Raw genomic sequence first — 23,697 nt, forward strand, 5'->3', positions numbered from 1 at the left:
GTGGGCTAGTCTACCGTCAGCCTGCTCATTACAGTCTGCGGATTGGTTTTTTGCGCCAGACAAGCCGGTAGTAGGCCGTTTGCATGGCCAGCATCGCCAGGAATGCGACCGGGTACGCAGCCCAAATGCCGTTCAAGCCGTAGTGATTGCTCAGGATCCAGGCCACTGGGATTTCAATGCATGCAATCGCGAACATCGCAATGGCCGTAGGAACGAATACCGTGCCGCTGGCGCGCATCAAACCTGACAACACCATGGACATGCCCAGGATGACACTGCTCCACAACATGATGTGCAACAGCGTTTGCGCCATCTCCACCACGGCGGCATCGGTGATGAACAGCCCGATGATGTGGCGTGAAAACAGATAGCCCAGCAGCACCAGTGAGCCCGTCAGCATCACGTTCATCATGATGCCGGTGCGCGCAATCTTGCCCAGCGTGTGACCGCGCCCACTGCCAATGGCCTGCGCGCCCAGGATGGAGGCCGTGATGGCGATGGAAATGGCCGGAAACTGCACGTACGAGACAATCTGGTTCACCGCGCCATAGGCCGCCGTGGCTTGCGAGCCATAGCGGTTGACCAGAAACAGGACGGCAATTTCGGCCACGGAGATCGTGATCATCGACAGGGCTGTGGGTAGACCGACGAGCAGAATCTTCTTGAATATGCTGCGGTCAATGCGAAGGTGCTTCATGAACGCGGCATTGGGCGCGAGGGGGTGCTTCTTGTGCAACAAATACCATGCGGTCCAGCACAGCGCGACCAAGTAAGACACCACGGCCGCGTAAGCACCGCTGGCCACACCCATGGCGGGCAATCCCGCCCAGCCGCGGATCAACGCCGGGGTGAGCAACAGCCCGACCACAGTGGAAATCAGCAGTGTGATCAGCGGTGTGGTGGTGTCGCCGACGCCGCGCAGCATTGAGGTGACCAGCAGGAAGGCAAATATGCCGGGAGTCACCAGCAGCATGATGCGGGCGTACGCTGTTGCACCCGGCAATATGTCAGCCGGCGTGCCCAGGGCGCGCAGCATCATTTCGGTCAACGCGCCGCCAAAGATGGCCACGGCGATGCCCGCGCAGAGGCCCACCATCAATGTGGTGCCGGCAATGGCCTTGACGCGGCCAGTCTCTTTGGCGCCCCAGGCCTGGCCAATCAAGATGGCTGCACCCGAGCCCAGGCCAATCATGAAGGCGATCAGGAAGAACAGCACGGGAAAGAACGCCGACACCGCCGCCATGGCGCCCACGCCGAGCATCTGGCCCAGATAAATGTTGTTGACCGTGCCCGAGAGTGCCTGCAGGATGTTGCTGACGATCATGGGCACCAGAAATGCCAGATAGACCTTCCACAAAACGGGTGGCGGTGCCGGGCGGTCCGATGCGCCTGTTCCTGTGCTTCTGGTGGTCGTCGTCGCGGTAGTTGTCTTCATGGGGATTCAGTGGTTCACGCTCAAAAGGCGTCTGCCAATATTTTTTTCAGGTGAGTTTGCACATCGACTGGCCAGGTGGCTATCAGCGCTTCAAAACGAGCTTGGTCAGCGGCGAACAAGGTGCGGCTGGCTTCTTCAAACCCCGGTTCATGCCCAGCCATGGTGGACATGAACTTGTAGCCCACGGCACTGGCCTGGCGCACGCGGTCCTTGACTTCAGACGACCGCCTGGCCACCTCCACCAGCTTGCGCAGTGCCACTGACGCGCCGCCGGGTTGACTGGCCAGCCATTCCCAGTGGCGCGGCAACAACGTGACCTCACGTGCCACCACGCCCAATCTCGGGCGGCCGGGGCCGCGGGCGGCCTCTGGACTGGTTGCGGTGTCGGTTGCCCCAGAGGCCGTCGGGGCATCCGGCACGTCTGGGCACTCGGGTCCGGCCATGCGGGCGTGTTCCTGTGCCAATAGATCAAACCTTGCCTGGAATTCGCTCACTGAGCCGCGCCAGTCAAGCTCGACGATTTCGCTGGTGGCGTCGTCGAATATCAAAACGGGGCGCGGGGTGCTTTGGTCCGCTGATCTATCAACGGCGCTTTTGGCTGCCATGGCCACGACCTTGAGCTCGCCCGTGGCAATGCATTGGTTGCCTTCAAACGCAGTGCACAGCATGTCTGTCCATTTCTTCATTCCGGAGTCCCTCAATTGCTTTGTCGCTGTGGCGTAATTTTGCCCGGGTAAAAATGAAATGTCAATAACACCCGGGTAAAAATAATTATCAGCGAGCTGAAACTGCAGTGGTCTGATGCGATGAGCGCAAGACCGAACACCAGGCGGGATTCCGATCGCAAGCCAAGGGCAATGCCCGGTCTCGAGGTGGTTCTGGAAACTGGGGTGTGCGGTATGCTTTGACCATGCACTCTGAAAACTTTATCCCGGGCAAAGACGCCTCGCTTGAATTCACCATCAATACCCTGCAGGCCAAGCTGCAAGCACTCGGCTTTCATATTGAGGAGCGTTCCTGGCTGAACCCGGTGGACGGCATCTGGTCGGTGCACATTCGTGACCGGGATTGCCCGCTCCTGTTTACCAACGGCAAGGGCGCCACCCGCCTCGCGTGCCTGGCGAGTGCGCTGGGTGAGTTCTTTGAGCGACTCTCGACCAACTATTTCTGGACGCATTACTACCTCGGGCCCAAAGTGGCCCATCGCCACTATGTGCACTATCCGCAGGAGCGCTGGTTTCAGCCCGGGGAAGATAGCCGCTGGCCCGTCGCTTTGCTGAATCCCGGCCTGCACAAGTTCTACAACCCAGAGGGAAGCGTCGACGCCTCCAGCCTGGTTGAGTTCAATTCCGGCAACGTCGAGCGCGGCATCTGCGCCATTCCCTATGTGCGTGAGCGCGACGGCGTCACCACCTACTTTCCGGTCAATATCATTGGCAACCTCTATGTGAGCAATGGCATGTCGGCGGGCAATACCCTGGCCGAGGCGCGTACGCAGGCCTTGTCGGAAATATTTGAACGCTACGTCAAGGGCCGCATCATCAGCGAAGGCATTTGTCTGCCCGACGTGCCTGAAGCGGTGATCGCGCGCTACCCGCGCATTGCAGCCGGCATCAAGGCCTTGCGCGCGGCGGGTTTTGGCATTCTGGTGAAGGACGCCTCGCTGGGCGGCCAGTACCCGGTGATGAACGTGACGCTCTTGCACCCCGAGGACCAGGGATGCTTTGCCAGCTTTGGTGCCCACCCGCGCTTCGAGATCGCACTGGAGCGCGCCCTGACCGAACTGTTGCAGGGCCGCGCACTGGATTCGCTGGCCGGCTTTCCGGCGCCCGGCTTCGATCTGGAAGAGGCGGCCAGCTCGACCAATATTGAAATCCATTTTGTGGACTCCAGCGGTGTCATTCACTGGAAGTTCCTGGGTGACGCGCCCGACTACGAGTTCTGTGACTGGAACTTCAGTACCACCACCGCCGAAGACTATGCCTGGGCCGTGGATCGCATCCATCGGGACGGGCGCGAAATATACGTGGCTGATTTCACCCATCTGGGCGTCTATGCCTGCCGCATTCTGGTGCCCGGCATGTCGGAGATCTACCCGGTGGACGACCTGGAGTTCGAGAACAACAGCGTGGGCAACGAGATTCGCGAAGCCATCCTGAATCTGCCCAATCTGGATGACGAAGAGTGTGCGGCCCTGCTCGAAACCCTCAATGAATCGGCGTTGGCGGACCAGTGCCCGGTCGCGGCGGTGATTGGCCTGGCGGCCGATGCCGGCTCCTTCTGGAGCGATCTGCGCGTGGGCGAACTCAAGACCCTGCTGGCCCTGGCGGTGGGCGACGAAGCCGCGACGCTGGAGGGCTGTGACTGGATCCGGCATTTCGACCAGCTCAACCCGCAGCGTCGTCGGGTCTACGCCTGCATTGAAAGCCTGATCAACCTGGCCGACATGGGCGACACCGGGCCCTACCTGTCCTCGTTGCGTCAGCTTTATGGCGCGGGCGCCGTGGCGCAGGCACACGCGCTGATCATGCAAACCGATCGCTTCATGGGCATCAGTGCTCCCGGCCTGATGCTGGAAGGCTGTGAAATGCATCGCAAGTTGCTGGCAGCGTACGACAAGGTTCACGCCGGCGCTGTCTGACAGGCCTGCGGCCTGGTCAGTGTCGCCATGCAGACCGTCCGGAAAATTCTTCGAAAGATATTCTTCCGGCTGATTGCGGCATTGCTGCTGTTTGAGGAGTGGGGATGGGAGCCGCTGGCCGCGGTCTTTGCCCGATTTGCGCGTCTGCCGCTGTGGGCCTGGCTGGAGCGGCAAATATCGAAGTTGCCGCCAGCTGGAGCCTTGCTGGCTTTTGGCGTGCCGATGTTGACCTTGCTGCCCGTGAAGTTGTTGGCGCTCTACCTGTTTGGCAAAGGCCAGACAACACTGGGACTGGTGTTGTTGCTCAGCGCCAAGATTGGGGGCACCGCAGCAATGGCGCGGCTGTTCCAGTTGACCCAGCCAGCCTTGATGAGGTTGCGCTGGTTCGCCTGGTGGTATCCCCGCTGGAAGAGCTGGAAAGACGGTGTCCTGGCCGAGGTTCGAGGGTCCGCTGCCTGGCGCGCGGGGCATCAGCTCAAGCAGCGTGTCAAGGACTGGTGGAAAGATTTGCGGCACTGAGCGCCGTCTGCCGGTCAGTGCCGGTGGCCTGCATCGCCGGATCGAAGAAACGCAGGGCGTTGCGGTCTGCAGCCTTGACCTGGTACATGGCCAGATCGGCCTGCTTGATCAGTTCTTCCACGGTATCCCCCTGACCACTAAAGAGTGTGGCGCCGATGCTGGGGGTGCTGTGGTGCACGTGAGCGCCCAGGTGATAGGGCTGGTTCAGGGCGGCGAGGATTTTTTCGCCAATGTTTGCCGCCTGTGTCATGGCTTCCTGCCGGTTCTCACCCAGATCTTCGAGCATGACCACAAACTCGTCGCCACCCAGGCGGGCTACCGTGTCTGCCTCACGGACGCAACTGAGCAGACGCTGGGCGACTTGTTGCAGCAGCAAGTCGCCCACGTCATGACCGAGCGTGTCGTTGAGGGTCTTGAATTTATCCAGGTCGATGAACAGCAAGGCAACATGGCTTTTGCTGCGGGCGCTGGCGAGGCTGGCCTGTTGCATCCGGTCCTGTAGCAGGCGCCGGTTGGGCAATTGGGTAAGTGGGTCAAAAAAGGCCAGACTCTGAATCTGCTCTTCTGCGTCCTTGCGCGTCGTGATGTCGTGCATGCTGGCGACATAGTGGGTGACCGTCGTGTCGTCTCCCTTCACCGCGGTGATGGTGATTGACTCGGGATACACGTTGCCGTTCTTGTGCCGGTTCCAGATTTCTCCTTTCCACGCACCGGTGCTCTTGAGTGTTGCCCACATCTCCCCGTAGAAAGCGGCATCGTGGCGTCCCGAACTGCGAATGCGCGGATTTTTGCCCACGACGTCGGCTGCCGTGTAGCCTGTGATGTCGGTGAAGGCACTGTTGATCCTCAGGATCACGCCGTGTTCATCAGTGACAAACATGCCTTCCTGCGTCTGGAAGGCGGTTTCGGCAATTCGAAGCTCGACCTCTGCCTGTTTGCGCCGGGTGATGTCAGAGAAGGTTGTGACGGTGCCGGTGATTCTGTCGGCGTCCCGGATCGGGTGAGCCGAATAGGCCACGGGGAAAGGCGTTCCGTCCTTGCGCCAGAAAACTTCATCCTCCTTCTCGCAGGATTGTCCGGAAGTGGAAGTTTGATAGACGGGGCAATCTGCCATGGGATAGGGTGAGCCATCAGCATGGTGATGATGAATAAGTGTGTGGATGTTTTTTCCGATGATTTCCGGTACGTCGTAGCCCAGCATCCTGGCGGCGGCTTGATTGATGAAGCTGCAATTTCCCTTGATGTCGATGCCGTAAATACCTTCGCCGGTTGATTCCAGTAGCAGCAAACGCTCCCTGGACAGGTCTTCAAGCTCAGCCTGCTCGTGTACGCGTTCGGTGATGTCCTGCACCGTGCCGGACGAACGGGTCGGCTTGCCATCGGTACCAAAGTCGGAGGCCCCTTGCTCACGTACCCATTTGATGCGGCCGTCGCTCATGCGCAGGCGATGGACGAGGTGGTAAGGCTCGCGTTTTCCGAGCGAGGTGGTGTAGGTCTGCTTGACGGTTTCGCGATCATCCGGGTGAATCACGTTGAGGAAGGCGTCAATCGACGCTGGGCACCGGTCCTTGTCAATCTCGAAGATTCGGAAAACCTCGTCAGACCAGTACACCCTGCCTGATGCGAGTTCCAGTTCCCAACTGCCGATATGGACGATTTGTTGCGCCTCGGCGAGGTTGGCGTGCTCGCGCTGCAACAATAGTTCGGCCTTTTCCCGTTGGCGCCACGATTTGCCCAGCAGCGCAAGGGCGGCGAGAACGATCAGACTTGCAGCGCCACCAAAAACGATCAGCAGCTGTTGTGCCGCGGCGATTTCGGCGTAGACGCCACCGGGCGTTCGCGCCACCGTCAGCAGCAGTGGGTAGTCTTTGATCCAGCGGTGGGCGATGCCGCGCTCGACCTGATCGAGTACCGAACGGCGCAGGACGAAGCCGCTGGCATTGCGCCGGTACTCGGCGAGTTGTTCAAGCGTCAGCCGGGTTCCCAAAAACCGGGGCAGATCCCTGGAGCGGCTCAGCAGCGTGCCCGTGGTCGAGACCAGCGTCATGATGGTGTCGGCATCGATGGTCAGTGGCTGCACAAAGCGGGTCAACTGCTCCGGCGGCAGGAAAACCACCACGATGCCGAGGAATTTGCCATCGCTGGCGAGAATCGGGCGCACCATTTGCATGCCCCAGCGCTTGGTGATGCGGCCCAGCACCGGATCGCTTATGTAGAGTTGATCGGGACCACCATCGGCAAAAATGCGGAAATGCGCCCGGTCGCCCAGATACACGGGAGTGGGGTTGCCGGGGACATCGGTCATTTCCGGGTAGCCGTCGCGGCCGACGATGGTCACGTGAACATCGAGATCCTTCAAAGGTCCTTGCCGCAACAATTCGACTGTGTGTAGCAGGTGCGGTTTGTCGCTGAGATATTCGGCCCGCATGACCAGCAGGGCGCTGTCGATCTGATGCAGCTGCCGCACCACGGTTTCGTCGAGCACCTCCGTCAAACGCATCAGGTTTTGACCGAAGTTTGCCAGTCGCTCCTTCTTGAGGCGGTCTGCCTCCCAGATCACGGCGCTCCAGATCAGCACCAGCAACGTTGCGCCCAGCAGCAGAAGCTGCGGCAGGGAGGCCAACAGTGTTACGGAGGGCGCGTGCCGCCAACGCAAAGCGCGTGTGGTGGCCACACCGGAGGGGCTTGCTGACGAATGCATTCCAACGACTTGTCTAGTATTTATAGATGTCCATTTTATCGGCAGGGATTTCTTTGACCTGAGCAATTACCCTTGCTGGAACGGGCCTGTTTCCGGTTTATCCTGTGTCTGATGAAACTGCACAATTACTTCCGTTCTTCTGCCTCGTTCCGGGTGCGCATTGCGCTGGCGCTCAAAGGCCTGCCCTATGAGTACATCCCGGTGCACCTGGCGCGTGGTGACCACAAGCTGCCGGGTTACGCCGGCGTCTCGGCCGATGGCCTGGTGCCATTGCTGGAGGTTGATGGTGAGCGCCTGTCGCAGTCGATGGCCATCATTGAGTACCTGGATGAAACCCATCCGCAGTCGCCATTGATGCCCCATGACCCCCTTGGCCGGGCCAAGGTGCGGGCACTGGCGCAGTCCATTGCCTGTGAGATTCACCCGCTCAACAACCTGCGGGTCTTGAAGTACCTGGTGAAGGAACTCAAGGTAGATGAAGAAGCCAAGAACACCTGGTACCGCCATTGGGTGCGCGAAGGCCTGGAGAGCTTCGAGCGCCAGTTGCAGGCGCAGGCCGACCAGCGCAAGCAGACCGGCTTGCCGGCCAGCGTCTATTGCTACGGTGATACGCCCACGCTGGCCGACTGCTGCCTGGTGCCGCAGATCTTCAATGGCAAGCGCTTTGATGTGAATCTGGACGGTTTGCCGCTGACCATGGCTGCATTTGATGCCTGCATGAAGCTTGCTGCCTTCCAGCAGGCGCAGCCTGCCAACTGCCCCGACAACGAAGGCTGAAGGTGGACCCCGACTGGCTCGTTCCTCAATGGCCGGCGCCTGCCCATGTGCATGCGGTGTGCACCACGCGTGCCGGTGGCGTGTCGGCGGCACCGTTTGACTCGCTGAACCTGGGGGATCACGTGGGGGACCGCCCGCTGGACGTCGCTGCCAATCGCGCCATTCTCCAACAGGCCATCAATGCGCGGCCCGTGTTTTTGTCGCAGGTGCACGGCACGCACGTCGAATGGTTGTCTGACAACACGGTGCATGGAACGCCAGCAGATGGCTGCATCACGGATCAGCCCCGGGTGGCCTGCACCATCATGGTGGCCGATTGCCTGCCGGTCCTGTTGACGAACGGGCAGGGGAGCCTGGTGGCTGCGGCGCATGCGGGCTGGCGTGGCCTGGCAGGCGAGGGCGGTCGCGGAGTGCTTGAGGCCGTTATTGAACGTTTTAGTGCTCCAGCCCCCGTGAATAAAGCGCAGGGTGCTACAAAAATAATAGCATGGCTGGGTCCCTGCATCGGACCGCAATCGTTTGAAGTGGGCGACGAAGTGCGCGACGCTTTCGTGGCGCATGACCCGGCGGCGCTGGCCATGTTCACGCCGAAGGCTGGCGACAGTTCGGGTGGCAAGTGGCTGGCAGATCTGCAAGGCCTGGCGCGCATGCGCCTGGCTGCACTGGGCGTTACCCGGATTTACGGCAACGATGGCACGCAGCCGTGGTGCACCGTGAGCAATCCTTCACGGTTCTTTTCGTACCGGCGCGACCGCATCAGCGGCCGCATGGCCGCCAGCATCTGGCTTGACTAGATGGGCCGCAGCCATCTCGGCGGCCTCTCTGGCCTTGATTGCCCGGCGCCGCGCCGGCGCGCCCATCAGGTAGACCACCAATGCCACCGGCCCCAGGCCGTAGAGCACAAAGGTAATAAGCCCACCCAGTACGGTGCCATTTGAATTGGTGGCTTCGGCGATCGCCATCATGAGCGCAACATACAACCAGGCGATGGGCACAATGTACATAGATGAGCAAGTTCGCGGTTGAGTAGATCAATGTCAGTTTTTCGAAGGGGAAGACCTGAGATACTCGGGTTTCTACCAAGAAGCAACTATAACGGGGACACAGCATGACACCGGATTCTCAAGAATTTTGGCCACAGTCGGCGCAGCAGTTTCAGCAGACCTTGAGTGAGGGGTGGATCAAGGCATTCCAGTCTTTTCAGAACATGGATCTGGGCTCCGCAGGTGCCCCTCTGGCCGCTCCGACCAGCAAGCCCCCCCAGATCAGGTTTTCGCCCGAGAAGTTGCAGGAGTTGCAGCAGCAGTACCTCAAAGACGCCGCCGGCCTGTGGATGAAGAGCCTGCAGGGCGCAACGCCGCCCAGCGACAAGCGCTTTGCCGCGCAGGCCTGGAGCGCCAACCCGGTGGCGGCCTTTTCGGCGGCCGCCTACCTGCTCAACGCCCGTACCCTGATGGGCATGGCGGACGCCGTGGAGACGGATCCCAAGACCCGCGCCCGCATCCGTTTTGCGGTGGAGCAGTTGACGGCGGCGGCCGCACCGAGCAACTTCCTGGCGTTCAATGCCGAAGCGCAAGAGAAGGCGATCGAGACAAAAGGCGAGAGCATTGCCAAGGGCGTGCAGAACATGCTGCATGACCTGCGCCAGGGCCATGTGTCCATGACGGACGAAAGCGTGTTCGAGGTGGGCAAAAATGTGGCGACCACCGAGGGCGCCGTGGTGTTTGAGAATGACTTGTTTCAGCTGATTGAATACAAGCCGCTCACGGCCAAGGTATTCGAGAAACCTTTTCTGCTCGTTCCGCCGTGCATCAACAAGTTCTATATCCTGGACTTGCAGCCGGAAAACTCTCTCATTCGTTATGCCGTGTCCCAGGGCCACCGAACGTTCGTTGTGAGCTGGCGCAATCCCGATGCGTCGCTGGCCCACAAAACCTGGGACGACTACATTGAAGACGCTGTGATCAAAGCCATTGCGGTCACCCAGGACATCACGGCAGCCAAGACCATCAATGCCCTGGGCTTCTGTGTCGGCGGCACGATGCTGGGCACGGCGCTGGCGGTACTGGCCGCGCGGGGGGAGAAGCCGGTGGCCAGTGCCACCTTCCTCACGTCCCTGCTGGATTTCACCGATACCGGAATTCTGGATGTCTTCATAGACGAATCCTTTGTCAAGTATCGCGAAAAAGAGATGGGCAAGGGCGGCTTGATGAAGGGGCAGGATCTGTCAAGCACCTTCAGCTTCCTGCGGCCCAATGACCTGGTGTGGAACTACGTGGTGGGCAACTACCTCAAGGGAGAGACACCGCCACCGTTCGACCTGCTGTACTGGAACAGCGATTCCACCAATCTGCCGGGTCCTTTCTACGCCTGGTATCTGCGCAACACCTACCTGGAAAACAACCTGGTCAAGCCCGGCAAGACGGTCGTTTGTGGTGAGAAAGTGGATTTGCGCACCGTCGACATGCCGGTCTACATCTACGGCTCACGCGAAGACCACATTGTTCCCATTGGCGGTGCCTATGCCTCTACCCAACACCTGCCGGGAAAAAAGCGTTTTGTGATGGGTGCATCCGGTCACATTGCAGGCGTGATCAATCCACCGGCCAAGAACAAGCGCAGCCACTGGATTCGTGAAGACGGCAAGTTGCCCAAAACTCATGCTGATTGGCTGGCCGGGGCCACCGAGTACCCCGGCAGCTGGTGGACCGATTGGGCCCAATGGCTCAAAGCCCACGCGGGCAAACAAATTCCTGCGCCCAAGACCTATGGCAAGGGTAAATACAAGGCGATCGAAGCCGCGCCCGGTCGCTACGTCAAGGCAAAAGCCTGACCCTTTGATCGGTTGGGGACAGAACCGGTCTGTTCCGCCTTATTTGTTACCAAAGGAGAGAAAAAATGGAAGACATCGTTATCGTTTCAGCCGCTCGCACCGCCGTCGGCAAATTCGGCGGAGCCCTCGCCAAAATCCCCGCGACCGAGCTTGGCGCGGCGGTCATCAAGGATTTGATGGCCCGCACGGGATTGGGCGTTGACCAGATCGGTGAAGTCATCATGGGCCAGGTGCTGGCGGCCGGTGCCGGCCAGAACCCGGCGCGCCAGGCGCTGATCAAGAGTGGCCTGGCGAAGGAAACCCCGGCGCTGACCATCAATGCCGTGTGCGGCTCGGGCCTCAAGGCCGTGATGCTGGCTGCGCAAGCGGTGGCCTATGGTGACAGCGATATTGTCATCGCCGGTGGCCAGGAGAGCATGAGTTCCTCGCCCCATGTCTTGCTGGGCTCACGTGATGGCCAGCGCATGGGTGACTGGAAGATGATCGACTCCATGATCGTTGACGGCCTGTGGGACGTCTACAACCAGTACCACATGGGCATCACGGCCGAGAACGTGGCCAGGCAATACGGCATCACGCGCGAAATGCAGGACGCCCTGGCCCTGGCCAGCCAGCAAAAGGCCGCAGCCGCCCAGGACGCCGGCAAGTTCAAGGACGAGATCGTGCCTTTCAGCATTGCCCAGAAGAAGGGCGACCCCATCGTCTTCGCGGCCGACGAATACCTCAACCGCAAGACCAATGCCGAAGCCCTGGCCGGTCTGCGCCCCGCCTTTGACAAGGCCGGTGGCGTGACAGCGGGTAACGCGTCCGGCCTGAACGATGGTGCGGCCGCCGTGATGGTGATGACCGCCAAGAAAGCGGCGGCACTGGGGCTCAAGCCGCTGGGTCGTATTGCCAGCTTTGCCACCAGTGGTCTGGACCCCGCTTTCATGGGCATGGGTCCGGTGCCGGCATCGCAAAAGGCGCTGGCTCGAGCTGGCTGGAAAGCCGCTGACCTGGACCTGCTTGAAATCAACGAAGCCTTCGCGGCGCAAGCCTGTGCAGTGAACAAGGAAATGGGCTGGGACACTTCCAAAGTCAACGTCAATGGTGGCGCGATCGCCATCGGGCACCCGATCGGTGCGTCCGGTTGCCGCATCCTGGTAACGCTACTGCATGAAATGCAGCGGCGCGATGCCAAAAAGGGAATTGCCAGCCTGTGTATCGGCGGTGGCATGGGGGTTGCCCTAACTATCGAGCGCTGATTTCGCGTTCACAATGGGCTTTTAACAAGGAGGAACAAATCATGAGCCAAAAAGTAGCATACGTCACCGGAGGCATGGGTGGCATTGGAACCGCCATCTGCCAGCGCCTGCACAAGGACGGATTCAAGGTCATCGCGGGCTCCGGCCCCACACGTGACCATGCCAAATGGCTGGCCGAGCAGAAGGCGTTGGGCTACACCTTCTACGCCTCGGTGGGCAACGTCGGCGATTGGGATTCCACCGTTGAAGCCTTCACCAAGGCCAAGGCAGAGCATGGCGCCATTGACGTGCTGGTGAACAATGCTGGCATTACGCGCGACCGCATGTTCGTGAAGATGACCCGTGAGGACTGGGATTCGGTGATCGAGACCAACCTGAATTCCATGTTCAACGTCACCAAGCAGGTGGTGGCCGACATGGTGGAAAAAGGCTGGGGCCGCATCATCAACATCAGCTCCGTGAATGGCGAAAAGGGCCAGGCCGGGCAGACCAACTATTCGGCAGCCAAAGCCGGCATGCACGGCTTCAGCATGGCGCTGGCGCAGGAACTGGCCACCAAGGGCGTGACCGTCAACACCGTGAGCCCGGGTTACATCGGCACCGACATGGTCAAGGCGATTCGCCAGGACGTGCTCGACAAGATCGTCGCCACGGTGCCGGTCAAGCGTCTGGGCGAGCCCAGCGAGATTGCCTCCATCATCGCCTGGTTGGCGTCTGAAGAAGGTGGTTACGCCACTGGCGCCGATTTCTCGGTGAACGGCGGTTTGCACATGGGCTGATGCCCTTAGCAGGTATAAAAAAACCCGCCAAGGCGGGTTTTTTTATTTTGAGTGAGCGCTGGTCAAGCCGACTGCGCTTCCAGCTTGCCAGACACCGTCAACCACTGTTCTTCGAGGCTTTGCAGCTCATCGTTGACGGTTTTCAGGCGTTTGCCGAAGTCGGCGATTTCGGTCGGGTGATGGGCCGTGCTCAGGTGGCCCTCCAGTGACGCACCTTCGCCGTTGAGCACGGCCATGCGCGCTTCCACCTCTTCCAGTTGGCGCTTGAGTGAGCCCGTCGGGGCCGGCTTGGCCTTGGCCGGTGACGGCGCTGCGGCAAGGGCCTTGCGTTCGGCCTTGGCTGCGCTGCTGCTGGCCTCCTTGATGGCTTCGCGTTGGCGCTTGGCTTCATCCAGCAGGTAGCGCTGGTAGTCATCCAGGTCGCCGTCAAACGGGGCCACGCCACCGCGCGAGACCATCCAGAATTCGTCGCACACGGAACGAAGCAGGGCGCGGTCATGGCTGACCAGCATCACGGTGCCTTCAAATTCATTGAGCGCCATGGCGAGCGCCTCACGGGTGGCCAGGTCCAGGTGGTTGGTGGGCTCATCGAGCAGCAGCAGATTGGGACGCTGCCACACGATCATGCACAGCACCAGACGGGCTTTTTCGCCGCCGCTCATGCTGCCTACGGCCTGCTTGACCATGTCACCGCCGAAATTGAAGGTGCCCAGGAAACTGCGCAGATCCTGTTCGCGCGTCGCCTGGCCTGCAATTTTGCCGGCGGCGGTCATGTCCTTGACCAGTCGGATCATGTGTTCCAGGGGGGTATCGGTCGGGCGCAGCACATCGAGTTCCTGCTGGGCAAAGTAGCCGATGTTGAGGCCCTTGCCTTCGGTCAGCTCGCCGCCGATGGGCTGCAAATCACGGGCGATCGTTTTCACCAGCGTTGATTTACCCTGACCATTGGCACCCAGAATGCCGATGCGCTGGCCGGCCAGCACCGAACGGCTGACGTTGTTCACGATCACCGTCGGCGGCGTGCCTTCAGGGGAACCTTCCGGTGGCGGATAACCAAAGCTCACGCCGGTCATCGACAGCATCGGGTTAGGCAGGTTGGCCGGTTCCTTGAATTCAAAGGTGAAGTCCGCGTCCGCCAGCAACGGCGCGATTTTCTCCATGCGATCCAGTGCCTTGACCCGGCTTTGCGCCTGTTTCGCCTTGCTGGCCTTGGCCTTGAAGCGGGCGATGAATTTTTGCAGGTGGGCAATTTTGTCCTGCTGTTTGGCGAAGGCGTTTTGCTGCAAGGTCATCTGCTCGGCACGCATGTCTTCAAACTTGCTGTAGTTGCCGCCGTAACGCACCAGCTTGCCGGCGTCGATGTGCAGGGTGACGTTGGTTACCGCATCCAGAAACTCGCGGTCATGGCTGATGACGACCATCGTGCCTTCATACTTCTTGAGCCAGGCTTCCAGCCAGACCAGCGCGTCCAGGTCCAGGTGATTGGTGGGCTCGTCCAGCAGCAGCAGGTCGGACGGGCACATCAGTGCGCGCGCCAGTTGCAGGCGCATGCGCCAGCCGCCGGAGAAACTGTTGACCGGGTTGGTGAGTTCGGTGGTCTTGAAACCCAGGCCCAGGATCAGCGCCTGGGCGCGCGCCGGCGCATCGTGCGCACCGGCGTCCTGCAGCGCCATGTAGGCGTGGGCCATGCGGTCATAGTCGTCGGTGGCCTCGGCGGCGGTCACCTCATTTTGTGCAGCCAACAGCGAGGTGTCACCTTCAACCACGAAGTCAGTGGCGCTTTGCTCGGTCTCCGGCATGTCTTGGGCCACCTGGCCCATGCGCCATTGGCTGGGAATGAAATATTCACCCCCGTCTTCGTGCAGCGTGCCATTGAGCAGCGCAAACAGCGAGGACTTGCCAGCCCCATTGCGGCCCACCAGACCCACTTTCTCGCCCGGATTGATGGTGACGGTGGCACTGTCGAGCAGCAGCTTGGCACCGCGGCGCAGGATGACGTTTTTGAGGGTTATCACGGAAATCTTTTCGGTTGGAATGAAATTGTGGATCGACAGGCCGGACCTGATCCGGCATCCATCGCTGGGCGCAGTGTTCTGTGAGTTGCAGGTCGAGCCCGCAATGACCGCCCGGGAAAACCCTTGATTTTAGGCCAATAGCGCGTCGCGGGTCAGCAGCAGCACCTGGTCCTCACCGGCGCTGGTTTCCAGCCAGATGGCTCCGAGCCGGGGAAAGGCCGCTTCAAAGTGCTCACGTTCGTTGCCAATCTCCAGCACCAGGACGCCATGTTCGCTCATGTGGGCGGGCGCCTCGCGCAAGAGACTGCGGATGAAGTCCATGCCGTCGCTGCCGCCAGCGGCGTTGCCGTCCAGCGCCAGGGCGGGCTCGGCGTGGTATTCGGCGGGCAGGGCGGCCATGCTGGTCGCATTGACGTAGGGCGGGTTGCACAGAATCAGGTCGTAGGGCCCACGGACATTGGACAGGCCATCGGAGGCCAGCAGGCTGATGCGCTCCTGCAGGCCGTGCTTGTCGACGTTGATGCGGGCCACGGCCAGTGCGTCGGCCGAGATGTCGGCCGCATCCACGCTCACGTCCGGATAGGTCATGGCGGCGAGCACCGCCAGGCTGCCATTGCCGGTACACAGGTCAAGCACACGACGGGTCGATTCACTCAGCCAGTAGTCAATGGCGCCATTGACCAGCAACTCCGCGATGAAGGAACGCGGCACGATGGCGCGTTCGTCCACGTAGAACGGCACGCCCTGCAGCCAGGCTTCGCGGGTCAGGTAGGCGGCAGGCTTGCGCGATGTAATTCTTGCTATTAAAAGTGTAGCTATCTGCGCTTGTTTGTCGGGGGCTACAGGCTGATTTGCCATAGAGTCCGGACCGTCCAGCGGCGTGTCGAGCGGCAGGCCCAGCTGCCATAAAACCAGCCACGCCGCTTCGTCAAATGCGTTGCTGGTGCCGTGGCCAAACGCCACGCCGGCATCTGTGAGCTGTCTGGCGCCTGCTTCGATCAGTTCCAGAATCGTCATGGCGTCAGGCGCGTGGCCAGGTTTTCCAGCACCCGCCGGTAAATATTCTTGATGGGCTCAATATCTGCCACGGCCAGATGTTCGTCAATTTTGTGGATGGTGGCGTTGGGCGGCCCCAATTCGATCACCTGGGGGCAGATCTTGGCGATGAAGCGGCCGTCGCTGGTGCCGCCCGTGGTGGACAGCACGGTGTCAATACCGGTCTCAAGCTTGATGGCATCGACCACCGCCTGCACCAGCGTGCCAGGCGTCGTGAGAAAAGGCAGGCCGCCGACTGTCCACGCCAGTTCATAGTCAAGCGCGTGCCGGTCCAGGACCGTCTGCAACCGTGCCTGAAGACTCTCAGGTGTCGACTCGGTGCAAAAGCGGAAATTGAAGTCAAGCACCACGGTGCCGGGAATCACATTGCTGGCACCGGTGCCGCCGTGGATGTTGCTGACCTGCCAGGTGGTGGGCGGAAAGAAAGCGTTGCCCTTGTCCCATTCGATGGTCACCAGCTCTGCCAGGGCGGGTGCGATCAGATGAATGGGATTTTTTGCCAGGTGCGGGTAGGCAATGTGACCCTGAACGCCCTTGACGGTGAGACGCCCGCTCATGGTGCCGCGGCGGCCGTTCTTGATCATGTCGCCGCTGCGCTCAACCGACGTGGGTTCACCGACGATGCAATAGTCGATGGTCTCGCCACGGGCCTTGAGGGCTTCGCAAACAATGACCGTGCCATCGGTGGCGGGGCCTTCTTCGTCGCTGGTCAGCAAGAAGCCAATCGACAAGGCGGCGTCAGGCTGCGCCGCCAGGAACTCTTCAACTGCGACGACAAACGCCGCCAGTGACGTTTTCATGTCGCTGGCACCCCGCCCATACAGCTTGCCGTCTCGATGTGTGGGCGTGAACGGGTCGCTGTGCCACTGGTCCAGTGGTCCCGTTGGCACGACATCGGTGTGACCGGCAAACACTATCAATTCAGTAGCGCTTCCCGCTTGTTTGGCGGGGGCTCCAGCCCTTTTTGCCCATAAATTCGTGACACGGAAGTGGTCTGGCCCGCTGGTGATGGTTTCACAGACAAAACCCAGGGGCCCCAGGCGGGCCGCAATGATGTCCTGACAGCCCGCATCATCCGGTGTGAGCGATGGGCGGGAAATCAACTGTTCGGTAAGGCGCAGCGTGCTTGACATTATTTTCTTGACCGGTGTGACGGCGATCAGTGGGTCACGTCCAGCGTGATTTCGGTGAACGACGGATGGTCATCCGGGTCCTCAAGCTGTTCCTCGGCTTTGGCACGGGCGCCAAAGTCGTTTTGCAGTCGCCACATCAGATTGGTGGGCGAGTCGGAATTGGCCAGCCCCTCCTTGCGGTCCACAACGCCATCCACGATCAGGCGGGCAATGTCCTGCTCGAACGTCTGGCCGCCTTCTGCCATGGACTTTTCCATGGCTTCTTTCACACCCGAGAAATCACCTTTTTCAATCAACCCGGCAATCAGGTTGCTGTTGAGCATCACCTCGACGGCGGGCACGCGCCCGCCGGTGGTTGTGCGCAACAGACGCTGCGACACAATGGCATTCATGGCAGAGGCCAGGTCGCCCAGCATGGTGTTACGGACCTCCACCGGGTAAAAGCCCAGGATGCGGTTGAGCGCCTGGTAGCTGTTGTTGGCGTGCATCGTGGCCAGGCACAAATGGCCCGTTTGGGCGTAGGCAATGGCCGCCGACATGGTTTCACGGTCGCGGATTTCGCCAATCAGGATCACGTCCGGGGCCTGCCGCAGCGCATTCTTGAGTGCAAGCTGGGTCGACTGGGTATCCGTGCCGACTTCGCGTTGGTTGATCACCGAGCGGTTGTTCTTGAACAGGAATTCAATCGGGTCTTCAATCGTGAGGATGTGGCCGGACGCATTCTGGTTGCGGTGATCGATGATGGAGGCCAGGGTTGTGCTTTTGCCGGCCCCGGTGGCCCCCACCATCAGCAGCAGCCCCCGCTTTGCCATGATCAGTTCACCCAGAATCAGGGGCACTGACAGTGTGGCCAGCGGCGGAATGTCCATCGCGATGAAACGGATCACCGCTGCAATGGAGCCGCGCTGGCGCATGGCGCTGATACGGAACCGGCCCACACCTGCCATGGGCCAGCCCATGTTCAGTTCGTTCATTTCCTCCAGCTCTTCGATGCGCTCGGGTGGCAGGATCTCGGCCAGCAAATTGAGTGGCGCGTCGGGGGGAAGAATCTGGCTGTTGATGGGAACGCACTGACCGTTGATCCGGATCAGGGCCGGCGAATGGGCCGACAGATAGACGTCAGAAGCCTTTTTTTCGCTCATCAAGCGAAGAATTCGCTCCATCGTGCCCGATGTAACCGATCCGCCATTGGTTGCCATGGTTCAGCCTTCGTTCTGTTGAAAGTATCAGTCGCGCAGCAAGTCGTTCAGGCTGGTCTTGGCGCGTGTTTGCGCGTCCACCCGCTTGACAATGATCGCCGCGTACAGGCTGTACTTGCCGTCCGCCTTGGGCAGGTTGCCGCTGATGACCACAGAGCCGGCCGGGATGCGGCCATAGCTGACCGTGTCCGCAGCGCGGTCGTAAATGGGCGTGCTCTGACCGATGTAGACGCCCATGGAGATGACCGAGTTTTCTTCCACGATCACGCCCTCGACGATTTCCGAGCGGGCGCCGATGAAACAGTTGTCTTCGATGATGGTGGGGTTGGCCTGCATCGGCTCCAGCACGCCGCCGATGCCGACGCCGCCGCTCAAATGCACGTTCTTGCCGATCTGGGCGCAGGACCCAACGGCCGCCCAGGTGTCCACCATGGTGCCTTCGTCCACGTAGGCCCCGATGTTGACAAATGAGGGCATCAGGATCACACCCTTGGCCAGATAGCTGCCACGGCGCGCAACGGCCGGGGGCACCACGCGCACGCCGGTCGCCTTCAGGGCTTCTTCGTCGAGGTGGGCGAATTTGGTCTGGACCTTGTCGTAGAAGGCCAGGTCGCCTGCTTTCATGACCTCGTTGTCTTTGAGACGAAAGCTCAGCAACACCGCTTTCTTGATCCACTGGTGCGTGGTCCACTGGCCGACACCTTCCCGGGTGGCGACGCGCAGAGCGCCCGAGTTGAGCTGGGAAATGACATGCTCCACCGCGTCGGCGACTTCCCTGGAGGCGGACTTGACGGAAATATTGGCGCGGTCTTCCCACGCGGCGTCGATGATGTTTTGCAGTTGCTGGGTCATGAAGAGGATTCTTTCAGATGGGGGTTCAAGTTCAGGGTCTGGATTTGACAAATTCGACAATGCGTTGTGCTGCTTCAACACATTCGGCGGTTTCGGCCACCAGGGCCATGCGGATCCGCTGCGCACCCGGATTCCCGCTGTGACCGTCGCGGGCCAGATAGGAGCCGGGTAAAACAGTCACATTGTAAAGAGCATGCAAGTCGCGGGCGAAATCCGTGTCATTGCCCTTTACCTTGGCCCACAGGTAAAAGCCGGCATCCGGCAGCGCCACCTCCAGCACCTCGGCCAGCAGGGGGGTGACCTGGGCAAATTTGCTGCGGTACAGGGCCCGGTTTTCGATGACGTGCTGCTCATCGCGCCATGCGGCAATGCTGGCGGCCTGCACGACCGGGCTCATGGCGCTGCCGTGGTAGGTGCGGTAGAGCAAAAACTGTTTCATGATGGCCGCGTCGCCAGCTACGAAGCCGCTGCGCATGCCCGGCACGTTGCTGCGCTTGGACAGGCTGGTGAACGAGACCAGGTTTTTGAAATCGCTGCGCCCGAGTTTGGCGGCGGCTTCCATGCCGCCCAGCGGCGGCTCATCACGGAAGTAAATCTCGCTGTAGCACTCGTCTGAGGCGATCACGAAGCCGAAGCGATCACTCAGGGCAAACAGTTTTTCCCACTCGGAAAGCGGCATCACGGCACCGGTGGGGTTGCCCGGCGAGCAGACAATCAGCAACTGGGTGCGAGCCCACACGGCGTCGGGCACGCTGTCCCAGTCCTGTGCGAAATTGCGCGACTCGACCGTGGGCACAAAGTAGGGCTGGGCGCCAGCCAGCAGCGCTGCACCTTCATAGATTTGGTAGAACGGGTTGGGGCACACCACGACAGGGGCCTGATCGGTGTTGGCACTGCCACCACCAGGCGCCGGATTCACAATCGTTTGTGTCAGGGCAAACAGCGCTTCGCGCGAGCCGTTCACCGGCAACATCTGGGTGGCCGGGTCAACGTCCAGGCCATATCGCAGCTTGAGCCAGCCAGCAAAGGCGTCACGCAGCCTGGGCTCGCCGGCTGTCGCCGGGTAGCTTGAGAGACCACTGGGCGTGCTCACAATGGCGTCAATCATCGCCTGCTGAATAAAGGCTGGCGTGGGGTGCTTGGGCTCACCCATGCCCAGGCTGATCGGACGCAGGGCCGGATTTGGCGCGGTAGGGGCGAAGAGTTGGCGCAGTCGCTCGAAGGGGTAGGGCTGAAGAAGGGAAAGCAGTGGATTCATGGCTTGCGATTATCCCGCCTTGTGGCAGGTTCGCCGTCCAGAGCACCGGCCAAGTTGCCAGCGGCTGCTTACTTTTTGCTTTTTTTGCGGGCGGGCGCCGGCTTTTTGGTGGTCACGGGTTTTTCTTCTTTGGCCTTGGGAGCGTCACCGATCAGTGTTTTGACGGGGCAGATCTTGAACACCGGGCATTTCTGGCAACCGACGGCAATGGCGATGGGGCATAGTGTCATGGGGTTTTCCTGTTGTTATGCTTGGCGCACGGGCGCTCAGTATGCGCTCGCGCACGTGTGGAATCCATGTCTGTTCAAGGGCCATGCCCCTAATTCATTGAAAGGAAACCCTTCATGACCCGCCAGCTGATCAGTTCCGGCTCCTCGTTCGAGCAAGACATCGCGTACTCACGCGCGGTGGTTACCCGCGACGCGGGCGGTGACTGGATCTTTGTATCCGGCACCACCGGTTTTGATTACGCCACGATGAGCATTGCCGACGACATCGTGTCGCAAACAGACCAGTGTCTCCGCAACATCCAGGCGGCGCTGGCCCAGGCCCAAAGCAGCTTGCGCGATGTGGTGCGGGTGACCTACGTTGTGCCCACCGCCAGTGATTTTCCCCAGTGCTGGCCCGTCTTACGTCAATACTTTGGTGATGTCCGCCCGGCCGCCATGATGATCTCTGCCGGACTGCTGGATCCACGCATGAAGATCGAAATCGAGGTGACGGCACGGCGGCAGCCGACAGCGAGCCAGCCTGCGTGAGAAAACCGTGAGACGGTTGCGGCCTTAGATCAGGGCCAACTCAACCGGGCATTCAAGGGCCAGCCAGTGCCGGGCCGCATTGCGCAGGCTTGCGCCATCGCCCGTGCTGAGCAGAATGCATTCCCCCGGGGCATCACCCGACGCCAGGATTTTCAGCATGCGGTGCGTCTGGCGCGCCACCGGTTCACCGTTGTCGATCAGGCGGACGTCAGGCCCCACCAGCGTGCGCAGGTGTTCACTGACAAACGGGTAGTGCGTGCAGCCCAGCACCAAGGTATCGATTTGCCCATATTTGGTGCCAAATTGGCCTATAGCCCCCGTGCAATAAGCGCACAGTGCTATCATTTTAATAGTATCTTCGCGCTCGATGGCATCCGCCAGTCCATCGCACGGCTGGCAAATGAAGTCGGCCTGGCCGGCCAGGGAATCGACCAGGGCGCGGAATTTTGCGCTGGCCAATGTGCTGCGGGTGGCCATGACACCAATGCGCCGGGTTCGGCTGTGGGCCACCGCAGGTTTGAGCGCCGGCTCGACGCCGATGATGGGGAGGTCAGGGTGCTCGTCGCGCAGCAAATGAATGGCCGCCGCCGTGGCCGTGTTGCAGGCGATCACCAGGGCCTTGATGTCGTATCGTGCCCGCAGGTGCGCCGTGATCGCACGCGACCGCTCGATCACATGCGCGTTGTCGCGCTCCCCGTAAGGCGCATGGGGGGCACTGTCCGCGAGGTAGACAAAGTCTTCATGGGGCAGCTCGGTACGCAAGGCCTTGAGAATGCTCAGGCCGCCGATGCCGCTGTCAAAGACGCCAACGGGGGTGCGCTTCACCCTGCGGCGACTGAAATTCCCTTGAACTCGCCGGTGGCAATTCTTTTTTGCCACTCGGACGGACCGGTGATGTGGGCGCTGGTGCCGCCAGAATCGACCGCCACGGTGACAGGCATGTCGACCACGTCGAATTCGTAAATGGCTTCCATGCCCAGATCGGCAAAGCCCACGACGGTTGCACTCTTGATGGCCTTGCTCACCAGGTAGGCGGCGCCGCCCACGGCCATCAAATAGGCGCTCTTGTGTTTCTTGATGGCCGCAATTGCGACCGGGCCGCGCTCGGCCTTGCCGATCATCGAGATCAGCCCGGTTTCGCTCAGCATCATCTCGGTGAAATCATCCATGCGGGTGGCGGTGGTGGGGCCGGCCGGGCCCACGGCCTCGCCCTTGACCGGATCGACCGGGCCAACGTAGTAAATCACGCGGTTGGTGAAGTCGACCGGCAATTTCTCGCCCTTGGCCAGCATGTCCTTGATGCGCTTGTGGGCGGCGTCGCGGCCGGTCAGCATCTTGCCGTTGAGCAGCAGGGTATCGCCGGGTTTCCAGCTGGCGACTTCTTCCTTGGTCAGGGTGTTGAGGTCTACCTTTTTGCTCTTCACGTAGTCGGGGGTCCAGGCCACATCGGGCCACAGGTCCAGTGACGGTGGGTCTAGATAGACCGGGCCGCTGCCGTCCATCACAAAATGGGCGTGGCGCGTGGCCGCGCAGTTGGGAATCATGGCCACGGGTTTGCTGGCGGCATGGGTGGGGTACATCTTGATCTTGATGTCCAGCACGGTGGTCAGGCCGCCCAGGCCCTGCGCGCCGATACCCAGCGCGTTAACCTTGTCAAACAGTTCCAGCCGCAGGGCTTCCGTCTTGTTCAGTTCGGCACCGCTGGCCGCCTTGGCCTGCAGCTCATACATGTCCAGGTCGTCCATCAGGCTCTCCTTGGCCATCAGCACGGCTTTTTCAGCGGTGCCGCCAATACCGATCCCCAGCATGCCGGGCGGGCACCAGCCGGCGCCCATGGTGGGCACGGTCTTGAGTACCCAGTCCACCACCGAGTCGCCGGGGTTGAGCATGACCATCTTGCTTTTGTTTTCACTGCCGCCGCCCTTGGCCGCCACGGTCACTTCCAGCGTGTTGCCGGGCACGATTTCAGAGAAGATCACCGCTGGCGTGTTGTCTTTGGTGTTCTTGCGCTCGAACTGCGGGTCGGCCACCACGCTGGCGCGCAGGGTGTTGTCGGGGTGGTTGTAGGCGCGGCGCACGCCTTCGTTGATGGCGTCGTCCAGGCTGCCGGTGAACCCTTCCCAGCGCACGTCCATGCCGACCTTGAGGAACACGTTGACGATGCCGGTATCCTGGCAAATTGGGCGGTGGCCGGTGGCGCTCATCTTGCTGTTGGTCAGGATTTGCGCGATGGCGTCCTTGGCCGCCGGGCTTTGCTCACGCTCGTAAGCGCGCGCCAGGTGGGCAATGTAGTCGGCCGGGTGGTAATACGAGATGTACTGCAGGGCGGCGGCAACGGATTCGATCAGGTCGGCCTGCTTGATGTGTGTGGTCATGGTCATGCTTTGGAGATGGCTGGGAATGGCAGGTATTTTGACAGTTCTGCATAACGCCCGGCTGACACACTTGGGACGTGTCGGGCGGACGGGTACTGCATGAGGATGGGCCTGCGATGGTC

At 60.9% G+C, this 23,697-nt stretch carries 21 protein-coding genes; 8 read left to right on the top strand and 13 right to left on the bottom strand.

Annotation, left to right across the window (positions count from 1 at the left end):
- Window positions 1-28 precede the first annotated feature (28 nt).
- Both Q7T10_RS05330 and Q7T10_RS05335 read right to left on the bottom strand, forming a co-directional pair.
- Window positions 29-1,324, bottom strand: coding sequence for an MATE family efflux transporter (locus Q7T10_RS05330; protein WP_304746926.1), 1,296 nt, complete (start codon window positions 1,322-1,324; stop codon window positions 29-31).
- A 131-nt stretch (window positions 1,325-1,455) separates the two neighbouring features.
- Complete coding sequence (locus tag Q7T10_RS05335; protein ID WP_304746725.1) at window positions 1,456-2,121, bottom strand: DUF2239 family protein; 666 nt, start codon at window positions 2,119-2,121, stop codon at window positions 1,456-1,458.
- A gap of 224 nt (window positions 2,122-2,345) precedes the next feature.
- Here Q7T10_RS05335 and ycaO point away from each other — a divergent pair, with 224 nt between their 5' ends.
- Window positions 2,346-4,076: a 30S ribosomal protein S12 methylthiotransferase accessory factor YcaO gene (gene ycaO / locus Q7T10_RS05340; protein ID WP_304746727.1), complete on the top strand. Its 1,731-nt coding sequence runs from the start codon at window positions 2,346-2,348 to the stop codon at window positions 4,074-4,076.
- 27 nt (window positions 4,077-4,103) lie between these two features.
- The gene (locus tag Q7T10_RS05345; protein ID WP_304746729.1) at window positions 4,104-4,595 is read left to right on the top strand and encodes a hypothetical protein; all 492 of its coding nucleotides are present in this window, start codon (window positions 4,104-4,106) and stop codon (window positions 4,593-4,595) included.
- On the opposite strand, the gene Q7T10_RS05350 is transcribed toward Q7T10_RS05345, so the two are convergent.
- Entirely contained in the window at window positions 4,564-7,296 is a 2,733-nt protein-coding gene (locus tag Q7T10_RS05350; RefSeq protein WP_304746731.1) for a diguanylate cyclase domain-containing protein, read from the bottom strand. The two genes, Q7T10_RS05345 and Q7T10_RS05350, sit on opposite strands and share 32 nt — an antisense overlap.
- Before the next feature lie 111 nt (window positions 7,297-7,407).
- Between Q7T10_RS05350 and maiA the strand changes: the two genes are divergently transcribed.
- Window positions 7,408-8,073, top strand: a complete 666-nt coding sequence (gene maiA / locus Q7T10_RS05355; RefSeq protein ID WP_304746733.1) for a maleylacetoacetate isomerase — start codon at window positions 7,408-7,410, stop codon at window positions 8,071-8,073.
- Window positions 8,074-8,075: 2 nt separating this feature from the next.
- Entirely contained in the window at window positions 8,076-8,867 is a 792-nt protein-coding gene (pgeF, locus tag Q7T10_RS05360; protein ID WP_304746735.1) for a peptidoglycan editing factor PgeF, read from the top strand.
- Here pgeF and Q7T10_RS05365 read toward each other — a convergent pair.
- Complete coding sequence (locus Q7T10_RS05365) at window positions 8,799-9,077, bottom strand: hypothetical protein (protein WP_304746737.1); 279 nt, start codon at window positions 9,075-9,077, stop codon at window positions 8,799-8,801. The two genes, pgeF and Q7T10_RS05365, sit on opposite strands and share 69 nt — an antisense overlap.
- A 104-nt stretch (window positions 9,078-9,181) precedes the next feature.
- On the opposite strand from Q7T10_RS05365, the gene Q7T10_RS05370 reads away from it, so the two are divergent.
- The 3 genes from Q7T10_RS05370 (at window position 9,182) to phbB (ending at window position 12,929) form a co-directional block, all read left to right on the top strand.
- Window positions 9,182-10,906: an alpha/beta hydrolase gene (locus tag Q7T10_RS05370; RefSeq protein ID WP_304746739.1), complete on the top strand. Its 1,725-nt coding sequence runs from the start codon at window positions 9,182-9,184 to the stop codon at window positions 10,904-10,906.
- 65 nt (window positions 10,907-10,971) lie between these two features.
- On the top strand, window positions 10,972-12,150 hold the full coding sequence (locus tag Q7T10_RS05375; RefSeq protein WP_304746741.1) for an acetyl-CoA C-acetyltransferase: 1,179 nt from the start codon (window positions 10,972-10,974) through the stop codon (window positions 12,148-12,150).
- 41 nt (window positions 12,151-12,191) lie between these two features.
- Entirely contained in the window at window positions 12,192-12,929 is a 738-nt protein-coding gene (gene phbB / locus Q7T10_RS05380; protein ID WP_304746743.1) for an acetoacetyl-CoA reductase, read from the top strand.
- Between the two features lie 62 nt (window positions 12,930-12,991).
- On the opposite strand, the gene Q7T10_RS05385 is transcribed toward phbB, so the two are convergent.
- From Q7T10_RS05385 to Q7T10_RS05415, 7 genes are all read right to left on the bottom strand, one after another.
- Complete coding sequence (locus Q7T10_RS05385; RefSeq protein WP_304746745.1) at window positions 12,992-14,944, bottom strand: ABC-F family ATP-binding cassette domain-containing protein; 1,953 nt, start codon at window positions 14,942-14,944, stop codon at window positions 12,992-12,994.
- 129 nt (window positions 14,945-15,073) lie between these two features.
- Window positions 15,074-15,961: a 50S ribosomal protein L3 N(5)-glutamine methyltransferase gene (prmB, locus tag Q7T10_RS05390; RefSeq protein ID WP_304746747.1), complete on the bottom strand. Its 888-nt coding sequence runs from the start codon at window positions 15,959-15,961 to the stop codon at window positions 15,074-15,076.
- Window positions 15,958-17,133, bottom strand: coding sequence for a succinyl-diaminopimelate desuccinylase (gene dapE / locus Q7T10_RS05395; protein WP_304746749.1), 1,176 nt, complete (start codon window positions 17,131-17,133; stop codon window positions 15,958-15,960). Before dapE ends, prmB begins: the two co-directional genes overlap by 4 nt.
- 26 nt (window positions 17,134-17,159) lie before the next feature.
- Window positions 17,160-18,332: a PilT/PilU family type 4a pilus ATPase gene (locus tag Q7T10_RS05400; protein ID WP_304746751.1), complete on the bottom strand. Its 1,173-nt coding sequence runs from the start codon at window positions 18,330-18,332 to the stop codon at window positions 17,160-17,162.
- Window positions 18,333-18,359: 27 nt separating this feature from the next.
- Window positions 18,360-19,184, bottom strand: coding sequence for a 2,3,4,5-tetrahydropyridine-2,6-dicarboxylate N-succinyltransferase (gene dapD / locus Q7T10_RS05405; protein ID WP_304746753.1), 825 nt, complete (start codon window positions 19,182-19,184; stop codon window positions 18,360-18,362).
- Between the two features lie 31 nt (window positions 19,185-19,215).
- Window positions 19,216-20,442 (bottom strand): succinyldiaminopimelate transaminase, encoded by a 1,227-nt coding sequence (gene dapC, locus Q7T10_RS05410; protein ID WP_304746756.1) that lies wholly within the window; start codon window positions 20,440-20,442, stop codon window positions 19,216-19,218.
- A gap of 68 nt (window positions 20,443-20,510) precedes the next feature.
- Window positions 20,511-20,672, bottom strand: a complete 162-nt coding sequence (locus tag Q7T10_RS05415) for a hypothetical protein (protein WP_304746758.1) — start codon at window positions 20,670-20,672, stop codon at window positions 20,511-20,513.
- Window positions 20,673-20,786: 114 nt separating this feature from the next.
- Between Q7T10_RS05415 and Q7T10_RS05420 the strand changes: the two genes are divergently transcribed.
- Window positions 20,787-21,200: a RidA family protein gene (locus Q7T10_RS05420; protein WP_304746760.1), complete on the top strand. Its 414-nt coding sequence runs from the start codon at window positions 20,787-20,789 to the stop codon at window positions 21,198-21,200.
- Between the two features lie 24 nt (window positions 21,201-21,224).
- Here the strand turns inward: Q7T10_RS05420 and murI are convergent, their stop codons facing one another.
- Window positions 21,225-22,025 carry a glutamate racemase gene (murI, locus tag Q7T10_RS05425; RefSeq protein WP_304746763.1) on the bottom strand — a complete coding sequence of 267 codons (801 nt, stop codon included), beginning with the start codon at window positions 22,023-22,025 and terminating at the stop codon, window positions 21,225-21,227.
- Window positions 22,022-23,575, bottom strand: a complete 1,554-nt coding sequence (locus tag Q7T10_RS05430) for a fumarate hydratase (protein ID WP_304746765.1) — start codon at window positions 23,573-23,575, stop codon at window positions 22,022-22,024. Before Q7T10_RS05430 ends, murI begins: the two co-directional genes overlap by 4 nt.
- Between the last annotated feature and the right edge of the window lie 122 nt (window positions 23,576-23,697).

Source organism: Rhodoferax sp., assembly GCF_030646845.1.
In the GTDB taxonomy this organism is placed as follows: domain Bacteria; phylum Pseudomonadota; class Gammaproteobacteria; order Burkholderiales; family Burkholderiaceae_C; genus Rhodoferax.